We start from the raw sequence: 13,134 nt of genomic DNA on the forward strand, positions 1-13,134 counted from the left end.
GTACATTGTTGCTCACTTGCCGCCAGTGACATCGAGGAACGTGCCGGTCACGAAGGACGCCTCGGCGCTTGCCAGCCACAGGATCGCCCGCGCAACCTCTTCAGGCTGACCGCCTCTGCCCATGGGGATCGAGTCCTTGACGCGATCCACTCGTCCCGGCTCTCCGCCGCTGGCATGCATGTCAGTGTAGATGTGCCCCGGGCGAATGCAGTTGACGCGTATGCCATCCCGCGCGACTTCCTTGGCGAAGCCGGTCGTGAATGTCTCGACGGCACCCTTCGACGCAGCGTAGTCGACATATTCGCCGGGGCTGCCGAGCCGGGCCGAAGCCGACGAGATGTTGATCACGGAACCGCCCCGCCCGTTGTGGCGATACGACATCCGCTTTGCGGCTTGCTGCGCACAAAGGATAGGACCGATGGCGTTGACCGCGAAGATGCGCTGCATCCGCTCGAATCCGAGATCCTCCAGCCGGGACTGCCGCGCGAGCATTGCGGCGTTGTTCACCAGCACATCGATCCGGCCGAACTTTTGGTCGATCGCGGCGAACAATTGAGCGACCTGCTCTGGATCCGCGCTATCTGCGCGCACGGGTAAAGCCCGACGCCCAACAGCTTCAACATCAGCCGCCACCGCAAGGGCGGCCGACTCGTTGGAGACGAAGCTGATCGCGACATCGTAACCTTGTGCGGCAGCGAGCCGCGCAGTCGCGGCGCCTACGCCACGACTTCCACCCGTTATCAGAATGAGCGGCGCCTGTGAGAGGGTATCCATTTTGCGAACCTTGATGTGGTGGTGAAATCATAATCTAGGGCTGTCTGGATGAGTCCGATGTCAGACCGATTTCGACGTCATCGGCTAGATACTTCGAGAGTGCGATCACGAACGGGCAGATTGCCAGCGCCGTCATTGCGGTCGCGGCCGTTGCCGTCGCGGGTCCGAACGCGTCGCCCAGAAAACCATAGAGAACGGGGGCACCGGCGCCCGCGCCGATGGTGCCCGTATAGAACAAGGCGAATGCACGCTCGGTGCGATGGGGCGGGGTCAGTTCGGGAACCGTTCCATACAGCACCGATGACGTGCCGTTGAGCATCACCCCCAGTGCCGGCAGGAGCACGATGGCGGGGACGAGCGGCAGAACCAAAACGCCGACAATCAGAACGGCCGTAGCAATCTCGGTGACGAGGACGGTGCGCCGGGTGCCGACCTTGTCGCCCAGCCAGCCGCACGCAAACTTGCCGGCAGCCCCACCGCTGAAGACAAGTGCCAGAGCAAAACCGATGGTGGGAAGCGTCGCTCCTTTTGCAATCAGGAGGAATGGCAGAAAGGCGAGGAAGCCCATTCTGACGGCACTATCGAGCATTCCGATCGCCAGCAGCCAATAAAACCCGCCTCGACTTTGATCCGTCTGGCTGGATCGTTCCTTTGTATCGGCTGCATGTCCTTTGCCGACCGCCGGCATCCACACAGCCATGGCGATGGACACCGCGATGCCCGCGACAGCGAGAGCGAATACGGCGTGTTGCCAGGCGACGCTGACAAGCAGCAGAGACATCAGCGCGGGAATGGCCGCCTTGCCGAGATCACCGGTGAAATTGTAGACGCCAAGCGGCCTGCGCGCAGCGCGCCCATAGGCGCGCGACACGGCGGCGGACGCCAGAGGATGTTGGGTGCTTGAGCCTGCGCCTGCCAGCGCAAGCGCCAGGCTCAGTCCGACGATGCCGCCGGAGATGCCCGCGAGAGCGTAGCCCAGTGCCGCCAGCGCTGTGCCGCAACAGAGAATGATTTTGGCGTCGATGCGCTCCGCAAGATGCCCTGCCGGAATTTGCAGACATGCCATGGTGCCGGAATAGAGCCCGCGCAAAATAGCAAGCACGCTGTAGCTCAGTGCGAATTGGGACTGCCAGATCGGCAGCAGCACGTAGATCACGTCGGTGAAACCGTCGTGCAGAGCGTGATTGAGCCCGGTGAGCGCAAGCGTTCGCGCGGCGCGTGTCCGGTTCGCAGGAGCCGTAGTGGTGGATGCCGTGGTCTCATTGTGGGTCATGTGCTGTTTCTTGGGTCTTCCGGCGCACGCGCTGCAATCGCAGAAAATCTGAAGGTTGGTGCGCCAGAGCTGGTGTCTGGCGTGCAAAGCGCTGCTAAAGTCACTCTGAACTAGACTTCAGGCTGTCACAAATCAGTAATACTCAGGTCATGGGTTAGAAATTCTCAAGCATGTCCAACTTTGTCCCGCGCCGTAGCCTGCCGCCGCTGAATGCGGTCCGCGCCTTCGAAGCCGCCGCCCGCCTTGGCAGTCTGAAGGAGGCGGCCGTTGAGCTCAGCGTGACCCACGGCGCCGTCAGTCAGCAGATCCGGCACTTGGAAGACTGGCTGGGTGCTCCGGCGCTGTTTCGGCGTTCGGTCCGCCGGGTCGTGCTGACGCCTGCCGGCGCAGCGTTGCTCACCGAATTCGGACCGGCGCTCAATCGTATTTCGGCTGCCGTGCAGCAGCATCGAACCAGACGGGATGACGCGCCATCTATCGTGCTGCATGTGAACGCTCTCGCAACTTTCAGTCTGCGATGGCTGTTGCGACGCATGGGCGCTTTTCGTGCGGAACATCCTGACATCGAGGTACGCTTGAGCACGTCGAACGAGACGATCGACGCCCTGGCAGAGTCGTTCGATGTCGTGATCAGAGGTGGCCCGGACACTTTTCCCGGATACACCTCGCGCTTCCTGTTCGGGGAGCGGCGGCTGCCGGTGTGCAGTCCGACCATCCTGGATCGGGCGCCGCTGACCGATATCCGCGATCTGTCGCAGCATACGCTGCTTCACGTCTCGTCGATGGCGCGGCTATGGCGCGACTGGCTGGCTGAGGCCGGACAGCCCGCCCTTCGCCCAGAGGCATCCCTGACCTTCGATCATTTCTATCTGACCATACAGGCAGCGATCGACGGACTCGGCGTGGCGATGGGTCCGACCGCATTGGTCGCCGATGATCTCGCGGCCGGGCGATTGATGACGCCGTTTCCGGACATCAGTCTTTCAGCGCGAAGCTACTTCGCCTATCTGCCGGAAGCGCGACGGACCGATCCACATATCGCCGTGTTCTGCGACTGGCTCGAGCAACAAGGCCGCGATCTCGTCCGGAGCTAGCGTCGATAGCACCGTCGCTGCCATGAACCGCCGGGGCAACGCGCGAGCGGCGATCGAGATTCTGTCCGGCACGTCGGTCATCCGCAGCATCGCCTGCACCACAGCGCAGGCGCTCTATGCGGTGGCCGACGAGGTTGCCGATTTCGGCGCGCCGCAGCCGAGCCTGCATCTGCGCGTCGCACAGCTCTCCGGCACCGTCGGCGCTGGCCATCCAACGGAACTGACACTCACGCTCTGAGGCCGATATGATCGATACGCCAAATCTCAAGCTGCCCTTCATCGAGAGCGGGCAGGCGCAGAAACACGTCACCCATAACGAGGCGCTGCGCATTCTCGACGCGGCGATCCAGATCTCGGTACTCGATGTGACGCGGACAGCTCCGCCGGCATCGCCGGCCGAGGGCGCGCGGCATATCGTGGCGGTCGGGGCATCAGGGGCCTGGAGCGGCCATGCGCTGGCCATCGCCACATGGCAGGACGGTACCTGGGCTTTTCTCGTGCCGAAGGCCGGCTGGTGCGTCTGGTCGATCGCTGATGACGTGATGATGGTGTTCGATGGCGCGCTGTGGCGCGATCTGCGCAATCTTGCGCTCGACAATATCGACCATCTCGGCGTCAACACAGCGGCCGACAGCAGCAACCGCTTCAGCGTCAAGTCCGATGCCGTGCTGCTGTCGCATGACGATGTAACACCCGGCAGCGGCGACCTGCGGGTGACGTTCAACAAGCTGAATGCAACGAAGGATGTCGGCTTCACATTGCAGTCGAACTATTCACCGCGCGCCCTGATCGGCTTGCTGGGCAGCGACGATCTCTCGATCAAGGTCTCCGCCGATGGTGTGACCTATCGGACCGCGCTGGTAGTCGACAAGACGAGCGGGCAGGTCAGTTTCGAGCAGTCCCCGAAATTTCTCGCTTATCGACAAATATTGCGCGGCGAACACCTTCACCAAGGTGCAGTTCAACAATACGGGGCATAACGATCAGAGCGTTTTCGATCCCGCGACCAACCAGTTCGTCGCACCGGTCGCCGGCGTCTATGCGCTCGGCTTCCGCGTGATGTTCAAGGCCAATGCGGCGGTGCGACCATGCTGACGGCGACCATCTACAAGAACGGCTTTGAGCTGCTCGACGACACGCGCGTGCAGGCATCGTCGGCGCTCGTCAGCAACAGGACGATGCTGAGCGGCCATGCGCTTCTCAAGCTCGCCGCCGGCGATGCCATTTCGGTCTGGGCGGCGATGGAGACCAATGACGGTTATATCGCCGCCGCGCAGAACGGCTTCTACGGCCACCGCATCGCCTGATTGCGCGAAGGCGACGATCTCGCTCTCCCACAGGATCATCATCATGAAGCTCGATGAAAAACACCTTGCGGCGCCTCTGGCCGCAGGGCGATAGCCGCGTGCCCGGATTGCTGCCGGGTATGGTGCAATCGTCCGAGGCTGTGTTTGCGAGCTACGGCATCACCACGCCTCTGCTGGTCGCGCATGTGATGGCGCAGATATCACACGAAGGCGGAGCAGGGCGCGACGTCGTCGAGAACATGAACTACAGCGCCGGGCGGATGATGCAGGTCTGGCCGTCGCGCTTTCCGACCATGGCGAGTGCGCAGCCTTATGCCGGCAATCCGCGGGCGCTCGCCAACAAGGTCTATAACGGCCGCATGGGCAATGCCGTCGGCTCCGATGACGGCTGGAATTTCCGCGGCAGGGGCGGGTCGCAGACCACGGGCCGCGGAGGCTATGAGCGGGTCAAGAAGGCCACGGGGATCGATCTGGTCAGCCAACCCGAATACCTGATCGATCCGCGTTATTTCCTCACTTGCGCCGTGTCGGATTTCATCAATTGCGGCTGCCTGCCATTTGCTGGAGACGACGATGTCGTCGGCGTTACCCGGCGGCTCAATCGCGGCACCGTGGGTCTCGTCGAGCGGAAGGCGTGGCTGGCGAAATGGAAGACTGCGCTGCGCGATGTGTCGCTGGCGACCGCGCGTCCGTGGGGCTACCGCCCGTGATCGCATCGCCGCCGCTGGCGCGAACTGCCGGCAGCCAAACCCACCAATAAGCCTACCAATCTTTCCGCTTTCATTGCCGCGCTTGTCGCGGCTTTCCGGAGGACATGACCATGGACTGGGGTGACCTTGCCAAACAGGTGATTGCGCTGGGGGCGCCGATGCTGGGGACGGCCCTGGGCGGCCCGCTCGGCGGTGTGGCCGGCGAGATCCTCGCCGAGGCGGTGGGCTCGGTGACGCTGACGCCGGCGGCGGTGCGGGCGGCGCTCCCCGCGGCCGATCCGACCAGGCTGGCTGAAGCCGAGGCGCATTGGGTTTACATGATCCGCGCCGAGGCGGAGACCCAGCGTGCCGCGATCAGCGAGACGCAGGCGACGATCCGCGCCGAGATCGCCAGCGACGATCCGCTGCAGCGCTGGTGGCGGCCGGGCCTATGCGCTGGAATTGACGGTAGAATGCGCCGCGCTGTGGTGTGTTCTGATGCATGAATTCTGGACCGGCGACATCCAGACCATCAATGCGCTGGTCAATGCCACGGCGCTGCTGGTGACCTATTGGGGGTTCCGTTTCGGCGTGCTAGGCGTCTATATCAGCGGCCGCACCCGCGAAAAGGTCAGTGCACTCACCGGGCAGGATTCGCCCGGCCTGGTCGAGAAGCTGGTCAAGGCGCTAACGGTTAAAGACGGTGTGAAGAAAAAGTAAGGTTGGCGGCCGTCGCCATTCATGGAGTGTTCACGCGTCCGGGCATCAATTCGGATTGTGAACGCGGAGAAGTCACTTGCGCCTGCTCGTTGTCGAAGATGATCCCGATCTCAACCGTCAGCTCACCACGGCGCTGACCGATGCCGGCTATGTCGTCGATCGCGCCTTCGATGGCGAGGAGGGGCACTTCCTCGGCGACAGCGAGCCCTACGACGCCGTGGTGCTCGATATCGGCCTGCCGAAGATGGACGGCATTTCGGTGCTGGAAGCCTGGCGCCGCAACAACCGCATCATGCCGGTGCTGATCCTCACCGCGCGCGACCGCTGGAGTGACAAGGTCCAGGGCTTCGATGCCGGCGCCGACGATTATGTCGCCAAACCTTTCCACCTCGAAGAGGTGCTGGCCCGCATTCGCGCGCTGCTACGCCGCTCCACCGGCCACGCCCAGTCCGAACTCACTTGCGGACCTGTGTCGCTGGATACCCGCACCGGCCGCGTCAGCGTCTCCGGCAACCCGATCAAGATGACATCACACGAATACCGGCTGCTGTCCTATCTGATGCACCATACCGGCCGCGTGATCTCGCGCACCGAACTGGTCGAACATCTCTACGATCAGGATTTCGATCGCGACAGCAACACCATCGAGGTGTTCGTCGGCCGTATCCGCAAGAAGCTCGACGTCGATATCATCCAGACCGTGCGCGGCCTCGGCTATCTGCTCACGCCGCCGCAGCCGTGATCATCTCCGGGATCATGCGCTGATGCGCAACAGCTCGCTCGCAACGCGGCTGTTCCTGTCGGCGACGGCTTGGGTGGTGGTGATCCTCCTGATCACCGGCATCGTCCTGTCCTCGGTCTATCGCAGCGCCACCGAGCGCGCCTTCGATCGCCGCCTCAATCTCTATCTCCGTACCCTGGTGGCCGAAGTCGCCAATCCGCCGGACGCGCCCGATCACGACACGCCATCGCTCGGCGAGCCGCTGTTCGAACTGCCGCTGTCGGGCTGGTACTGGGAAATCGCGCCCACCGAAGGCGCGAAGACCGAGATGCGGGCCTCGCGCTCGCTGTGGGACAAGAAGCTGCCCAAGCTCGAAGACCAGGGCGTCGAGCTGACGGCGTCCGGGATCCGCCAGGGCTATGTGGACGGGCCGGAAGACCAGCGCCTGCGCATGGTGGAGCGTCCCGTCGATCTCGGCGCCGACGGCAAATTCCGCATCAGCGTTGCCGGCGACGCCACCGAGATTTTCGAGGAAACCCGCGCCTTCGACTATTATCTTGGCGGCACTTTCGCTGCACTTTCGATCGTGCTCGTGCTCACCACAATCTTCCAGGTCCGCTTCGGCCTCGCGCCGCTGAAGCGCATGTCGGATGCCATTGCCGATATCCGGTCCGGCCGTGCCGAGCGGCTGGAGGGCACATTCCCTGTCGAGATCTCACCTTTGGCGGGAGAGATGAACGCGCTGCTCGATGCCAACCGCGCCATCGTTGAGCGCGCGCGCACCCATGTCGGCAATCTCGCCCACGCGATCAAGACGCCGCTGTCGGTGATCGTCAACGAGGCGAACAGCCGGGGTGTCGACCCCTTTGCAAGCAAGGTCTTGGAGCAGGCCGATGTGATGCGCGATCAGGTGACGCATCATCTCGAGCGCGCGCGGATCGCGGCGCGCGTCACCATCGTCGGCACCGTCACCGATGTCGCGCCGGCGCTGGAGGCTCTATGCCGGACGATGCAGAAGATTCACCGGGATCGCGGCATCACCATCGACCTTGAGGCAGATGCCGCAGCGAAATTCCGTGGCGAAAAACAGGACATCGAGGAGATGGTCGGCAATCTCGTCGACAACGCCTGCAAATGGGCGGACTCCCATGTCACCATCGGCGTGCAGGTCGAGCGCACCGGCGGCGCCGATCCGGCGTCGAAGCTGCGGATCATCGTCGATGACGACGGGCGCGGGCTGTCCGATACCGAGCGCGCCCAGGTCGCGCGCCGCGGCCAGCGGCTCGACGAGACCAAGCCGGGGTCAGGACTGGGTCTGTCCATCGTGGTCGATCTGGCCGCGCTCTATGGCGGTAGCCTGACGCTCGGCAAGGCGCCGATCGGCGGGCTGCGGGCCGAACTGGTGCTGCCGGGTGTCTGAGTTCCGGCCTTGTTGCGCCCCGTTGTCGCCCGAATTATCCCGTTCGTAACGTCTTTGACGTTTCCTGTGTTCCGGTTTGCGTTCGGGGTCTGCGGTCCATGGTCAAGTTCAACGCCTTCTGTGTTGCCGCCGTCGCGCTGACGCTGGGTGGTTGCGACGTGACGACGTCGGACGGCGGGCTGGGCCTCGGCACCGATACGATCGCCCGGGCCTATAGCAGCACCAAGTCGGCCGTTGGCCTGTCCGAGGAAAACGCAGCAGTCGCGGTGACCAATGCCGCCTTTGGCGGGCTGATCGGCGCCAAACTCGGCGCCCAGCTGAACGACGAGGACCGCCGGCTGGCCTACGAGGCCCAGATCGCCGCCCTCGACCGCGGTGCACCCGGCGCTCCGGTGCCCTGGCGCAACGCCACGTCGGGACGCTATGGCAATATTGTCGCCGGACCCGCCTATAACCAGAAGGGCCGGGAATGCCGCGGCTTTTCCCACACGGTCACTGTGAATGGTGACCTCAAGACCGCCCGCGGTACCGCCTGCCGCAGTCCTGAAGGCACCTGGGCGGCGGCCTGATCCCGGTTCCTCAACGCCTTCTTAACGGGGCGCCTGCTACAAAAATCGGTGGCGATTTTCGGTTGTAGATCGACCGGAAAGCACGGATTCCTAGGCTGCATGAACAAAACCTCGATCGATCGCTTGCGGGAGTATTTGGCGCAACTGCCCGAGCAGTCGCAGATGCTGCTGATGCGCGAATATGAGCGCGCGATCGAGCGCGGCGAAGACGTCGTGGTCGCCAATTTCGTGCTCGACCTGCTGCGCGGCGTGGTCCGTGGTCACGAGAATGCAGTGCGCCCGCGAGTCGAGGATCCGACCCGGCTGGTTTTCAAATCGCTCGAGCCGTTCCTCATTGAGGGGGTGGGCAATGTCCGGCCCGGACAGATCCGGCGCGCCTCGCTGCTGCCGATCTGGCAGTGGCTGGAGCGCGACGCCGCAGACGCCGTGCGCGAGTTCGAGGCGGCCGTCACCGTATCGCCCGAGCCGGGCGCTTCGGACATCGAGCGCGCCGTCAAGAAATTCCAGCAGGCGGCAGCAGCCGCCATTACCGCTGCCACGTCGGGCAATCGCGGCGCGGCCCGCATCGGGCCGACCCATGCGGTCGAGGACCTGCCGTCCATCGGCGCGGTGCTGAAGGCGCGCGAGCAACTCGACGGCTTTGCGGGCAAGCTGCCGAGCGTGCTGCGCAGCTTCGGCGATAGCCAGATCGCCTCGGTGAACAGCGCGCTGAACGTGCCGACACTGACCACGCCGCAGGTGCTGCCTTTCGCACTCTCGCTGGTGATGCAGCGGCTGGCGGCGCCATGGCAGATCATTCGTCTGGCGGTAAAGATCGCGGCCTCGGACGATGAAATCCGCGTGGCCGCCACGCCCTATGGCGTCGCCGTGACCATGGCGCTGTCCGATCTCAATCGCGTCGCGGCCGAACTGCGCTCCGATATCAGGCGCGGCAAGTTCGACAGCGCCCCCGAACATCTCAAGGTCGCCCATGACGGCGTGCGCGGCCTGCGCACTGAACTCGACATGCGCAACGATTCCACTTGGGGCCGCCAGATGGCGTCGATCCGAGTGGAGATTTCCTCGACGCTGCAGTCGGAGATCGAGAGCGTGCCGGGCAGGGTGCGGCGTCTGCTGCGCCAGCGCCCTGACAAGGATATTGCTGCCACGGCGACGATCGATTTCGCCGAGGTCGAGGAGACGGTGGCGCTGATCAATTTCGTCGCGGTGTGCCGGACCTATGCCAGCGAACTCGCCATCAACGAGGTGACGCTGCGGACCTATTCCGACCTGCAGCAATATGTCGAGAAGTCCACGGAGTCGCTGGTGCAGTCGCTGCGCGCCGGCGATACCCGCGTCCGTAGCTACCGGCAGATGCAGGCCAAGGCCGCGATCCGCTTCTGCCAGGTGTTGTTCGGCCAGGAATATGCCTCGCTGATGAGCCGCGCCGCCGAACAGGCCATGGTCGTGGTCGAGCGCAAGCCGAAGCGGGCCGGCTAGGCCAGGCGATGCGAAATGGCTCGCCGGCGATGTGACATTCGCATCGCCTCATCCCGAGATCAGAGCGCTAATTGAATGCGATTGGTTTCGCTGCCGTCATGTGCAGCCGGGACGGCGCAGCAGATCAGTACGTCATCGTCGGTCACCGCAGCGGCTGGTTCTTTGACGTAGGTCACCGCTCCCGCCAGAAGCTTCGTTCGGCAGGTGCCGCAATGTCCTTCCCGACAACTGAAATCGGGGCTCAGGCCTCGGGATTCGGCGAGGTCGAGCAGCGTGCCGGATTCAGGCGTCCAGCGCGCTTCCTTCAATGACTCGGTGAACACGACATGCACCGATGTCGACGACGATGGCTGGCGCGCCGGCGCTGCCGCCGGGCTGTCGACAGTTCGTACCAGTGACGCGGGGCCGAATGCTTCGGCGTGGATACGGTTGTCAGCGATGTTCAGTGCACGAAAACCGTCATAGATCGACTGCATGAATCCGGACGGTCCGCAGAGATAGTAATCGTAGTCGCCGACCGGCATGAACCGTGACAGCAGGGCCATGTCGATACGCCCCGCAGCGTCGTAGTCGGGGCCTTCTTCGGCATCCGTGATGTCGCCGAGAACTCGGATGACCCGGACTGCGTCTCCAGCGGAGGCCGCAAGCTCATCCAATTCGTTGCCGAAGGGACGCTCGTTCTTCGAACGGGCTGCCTGAAAAAGCACGGTCGGTCGAGTCTTGAGCGTCCGCAGCCCTTCGTAAATCACATGCCGCAGCATCGCGAGCATCGGCGTGATGCCGATGCCGCCCGCCAGCAGCACCGCTGGTCGCGCCTCAGCGGCATCGATGGTGAATTCACCGGCGGGCGCCCTTGCTTCGATCACGTCGCCAATATTGATGCCGTCGTGCAGCCGCTGCGACACCAGTCCGTCGCGTTTGACGCTGATGCGATAGACGTGATCCGAAGGCGCGACCGACAGCGTATAGGTTCGGCTGGTGGTCTTCTCCGCTCCGTCAATGGATAGTCTGATCGGGAGATACTGCCCGGCACGATGAGGGAGGAGGCCAACGCCGTCGGTCGGCTCCAGATGGAACGACCTGACCGTTGCGCTCTCATCGACGATGTTGATGACCTTGAACGGCCGCCATTTGGTCGCAAGTTCTGCAGCCCGCAAACGACCGGCTGCCTGCTCCCAACTGCCTGTCATGAGCGTGCTCGGAGCCCATCCGTCCGGCCGGAACGCCCAGCGCAGGGGCAGGGCACCGCGCCGAAGAACGACACGCCGCGCGTTGAATTGCCAGAGGCGCTCGGCGCCCTGGAAGGCGGCGATCTCCGGGGAGCCCAGTATGACCCGCGCGTCACCGGTCATCTGCAAGACGTCGCCGGTCTCGAAATCGACAAACAAGAGTCCAGCTTTGCCGTTGATGAGGATGTTGCCCAGCGTGGCGAAGAACAGATTGCCCGCGAAATCCGGGATTGTGAGCGTGCCATCGTCGGCAACGCGAACGAAACCGGGATTGCCGCCGCGGCTCGAGACGTCGACCTGTCGACGGGATTCTCGCTCGACATAGGACGCGACAAAGAACATGTCGGCGGCTTCGATCATGCGGCGTGCCGTTGCGTCGATTTCGGCTTTCTCTTCGATGTCGCCCGTAAACTGATCGCGTGGGTCGCGGGCAAATTCATAGTCGCGGAGCTGGATATAGCGCGGACAGTTGCCGAAGCTTTGATCGACGTCGAAGTGGATCGCGTTATTGTCCGATGGTCCGACGATGCCGTTGACCCGATTTCGCCGGCGCGTGTGAAGTTCGATGCCGAGCAGGCCGATCGCATCGCCCTCGTGCATCCCTTCGCTGGCGGGATCGCTTGGCTCCCTGACGACATCGATATCGAGCGATTGCGCTGTTGGCGATGAGATGAAGCCGGGCTTGCCGGTGACAAATGTGGCCCATGCGTCACCTGCGCCGTCGACGCTGCCGAGGGCGATGAAGGGGATCTGGGCGTAGAAATCCCGGTGTTGCGTCGGCATGTAGTCGCGCACGATGCGCCTGCCGAGCTCATCCATGTGAGTCGAAACGCCGACCTTTTCCTGAATCGTCTTCTCGCCGGCGTGCCAGATGTCCAGTTTTGATAGCGACATAGTATCGGTCATCGGTCCGCTCTCGTTGGCGGTGTCGGGCGTATGCCTGGATACGCCCGACACACGCAGTTAAGCCGCAGCGGCGAGGCCGACGGGGGTCTTGGCGAAAGGCACGAAGCCGGGCAGCGCTTCGATGCGGCGCAAGAAGGCGGTCACCTTGGGATAGCCGGACAGATCGACATTTCCTTCCGGCGCGCTTGCGATGTAGCTGTAGAGCGCCACATCCGCGATGGTCGGACCATTGCCGACAAGCCAGTCGCGATCGGCGAGATGCGCTTCGACCAGTGCCAACAAGGCGTGCGCGCGCTCGATGACTTCCTCTGGATTGAAGTTCCTGCCGAAAACGGTGATCAGCCGTGCAGCGGCAGGACCATAGGCCAGTTGGCCGGCAGCGACAGACAGCCAGCGCTGGATGGCCGCGCTTCCCTTCGCATCATCGGGCAGCCACTCGGCTTGGCCGGATGTCTTGGCGAGATAAACGAGTATGGCGTTCGAGTCGGAGACAATGGTGCCACTGTCATCGAGGACCGGCACCTGACCGAACGGATTGAGCGCAAGGAAATCCGGCGTTTTGTGCGCGCCCGACTTCAGGTCAACCTCGATGAGTTCGTGGGGCAGGCCAAGGAGCGAAGCGAACAGATGCGCGCGATGAGAGTGGCCGGACAGTGGATGGTGATAGAGCTTCATGATCTTGATCCTGAATTCGTGGTCGGGTTCATTCCCGTTCAGCGAATGCAAGTTGCTTCATAATCCGGCGCGCGAGAATGCACGCTCTGTGCACTTCATCATTGCGCCGGATGAAATAACCGCGGCCTTTGTCGGCGCGCGACAGGCCCGATAGCGGTTTCATCAATCGCGTCGATGGGTCTTCCCGGAGGGCATCCACGTCGCGGAGGGGGGCATTACTCGGAAAGCGGGCTCGCAGCCGCCGCAATCCTTGATCCAGAACAAGCGTCCTGACGTCG

General features: G+C 63.4%; 15 protein-coding genes and 1 pseudogene. 12 read left to right on the forward strand and 4 right to left on the reverse strand.

Going from position 1 to position 13,134, the window contains the following annotated elements:
- Window positions 1-12 precede the first annotated feature (12 nt).
- Together AB8B20_RS32715 and AB8B20_RS32720 are read right to left on the reverse strand one after the other, a co-directional pair.
- A complete protein-coding gene (locus AB8B20_RS32715; protein ID WP_439071189.1) occupies window positions 13-774 on the reverse strand; it encodes an SDR family oxidoreductase in 762 nt (253 codons plus the stop codon).
- A gap of 34 nt (window positions 775-808) precedes the next feature.
- Window positions 809-2,047: an MFS transporter gene (locus AB8B20_RS32720; protein ID WP_439071190.1), complete on the reverse strand. Its 1,239-nt coding sequence runs from the start codon at window positions 2,045-2,047 to the stop codon at window positions 809-811.
- Window positions 2,048-2,217: 170 nt separating this feature from the next.
- Here AB8B20_RS32720 and AB8B20_RS32725 point away from each other — a divergent pair, with 170 nt between their 5' ends.
- The 12 genes and pseudogenes from AB8B20_RS32725 (at window position 2,218) to AB8B20_RS32780 (ending at window position 10,046) form a co-directional block, all read left to right on the forward strand.
- Window positions 2,218-3,141, forward strand: a complete 924-nt coding sequence (locus tag AB8B20_RS32725; protein ID WP_439071191.1) for a LysR substrate-binding domain-containing protein — start codon at window positions 2,218-2,220, stop codon at window positions 3,139-3,141.
- A 52-nt stretch (window positions 3,142-3,193) separates the two neighbouring features.
- Window positions 3,194-3,379: pseudogene (locus tag AB8B20_RS32730) on the forward strand (hypothetical protein); the annotation flags it as partial.
- A gap of 7 nt (window positions 3,380-3,386) precedes the next feature.
- On the forward strand, window positions 3,387-4,121 hold the full coding sequence (locus AB8B20_RS32735) for a DUF2793 domain-containing protein (RefSeq protein WP_439071192.1): 735 nt from the start codon (window positions 3,387-3,389) through the stop codon (window positions 4,119-4,121).
- Window positions 4,096-4,236 carry a C1q-like domain-containing protein gene (locus AB8B20_RS32740; protein WP_439071193.1) on the forward strand — a complete coding sequence of 47 codons (141 nt, stop codon included), beginning with the start codon at window positions 4,096-4,098 and terminating at the stop codon, window positions 4,234-4,236. The genes AB8B20_RS32735 and AB8B20_RS32740 overlap by 26 nt, the downstream gene beginning before the upstream one ends.
- Entirely contained in the window at window positions 4,230-4,448 is a 219-nt protein-coding gene (locus AB8B20_RS32745; RefSeq protein WP_439071194.1) for a hypothetical protein, read from the forward strand. Before AB8B20_RS32740 ends, AB8B20_RS32745 begins: the two co-directional genes overlap by 7 nt.
- 53 nt (window positions 4,449-4,501) lie before the next feature.
- Entirely contained in the window at window positions 4,502-5,158 is a 657-nt protein-coding gene (locus tag AB8B20_RS32750; protein WP_439071195.1) for a glycoside hydrolase family 19 protein, read from the forward strand.
- A gap of 110 nt (window positions 5,159-5,268) precedes the next feature.
- Window positions 5,269-5,643, forward strand: a complete 375-nt coding sequence (locus tag AB8B20_RS32755; protein ID WP_439071196.1) for a hypothetical protein — start codon at window positions 5,269-5,271, stop codon at window positions 5,641-5,643.
- Window positions 5,636-5,857 carry a hypothetical protein gene (locus AB8B20_RS32760; protein WP_439071197.1) on the forward strand — a complete coding sequence of 74 codons (222 nt, stop codon included), beginning with the start codon at window positions 5,636-5,638 and terminating at the stop codon, window positions 5,855-5,857. The genes AB8B20_RS32755 and AB8B20_RS32760 overlap by 8 nt, the downstream gene beginning before the upstream one ends.
- 76 nt (window positions 5,858-5,933) lie before the next feature.
- A complete protein-coding gene (locus AB8B20_RS32765; protein WP_089267078.1) occupies window positions 5,934-6,599 on the forward strand; it encodes a response regulator transcription factor in 666 nt (221 codons plus the stop codon).
- Window positions 6,600-6,621: 22 nt separating this feature from the next.
- Window positions 6,622-7,998: a sensor histidine kinase gene (locus AB8B20_RS32770; RefSeq protein ID WP_439071198.1), complete on the forward strand. Its 1,377-nt coding sequence runs from the start codon at window positions 6,622-6,624 to the stop codon at window positions 7,996-7,998.
- Between the two features lie 98 nt (window positions 7,999-8,096).
- Entirely contained in the window at window positions 8,097-8,567 is a 471-nt protein-coding gene (locus tag AB8B20_RS32775) for an RT0821/Lpp0805 family surface protein (RefSeq protein ID WP_184515561.1), read from the forward strand.
- 99 nt (window positions 8,568-8,666) lie between these two features.
- Window positions 8,667-10,046, forward strand: a complete 1,380-nt coding sequence (locus AB8B20_RS32780) for a hypothetical protein (protein WP_439071199.1) — start codon at window positions 8,667-8,669, stop codon at window positions 10,044-10,046.
- 59 nt (window positions 10,047-10,105) lie between these two features.
- Here AB8B20_RS32780 and AB8B20_RS32785 read toward each other — a convergent pair whose 3' ends face one another.
- Together AB8B20_RS32785 and AB8B20_RS32790 are read right to left on the reverse strand one after the other, a co-directional pair.
- Window positions 10,106-12,181, reverse strand: coding sequence for a 2Fe-2S iron-sulfur cluster-binding protein (locus AB8B20_RS32785; protein ID WP_439071200.1), 2,076 nt, complete (start codon window positions 12,179-12,181; stop codon window positions 10,106-10,108).
- A 57-nt stretch (window positions 12,182-12,238) separates the two neighbouring features.
- On the reverse strand, window positions 12,239-12,856 hold the full coding sequence (locus tag AB8B20_RS32790; protein WP_439071201.1) for a glutathione S-transferase family protein: 618 nt from the start codon (window positions 12,854-12,856) through the stop codon (window positions 12,239-12,241).
- Between the last annotated feature and the right edge of the window lie 278 nt (window positions 12,857-13,134).

Source organism: Tardiphaga sp. 866_E4_N1_4 (assembly GCF_052076075.1).
GTDB classification, from domain to species: Bacteria; Pseudomonadota; Alphaproteobacteria; order Rhizobiales; family Xanthobacteraceae; genus Tardiphaga; species Tardiphaga robiniae.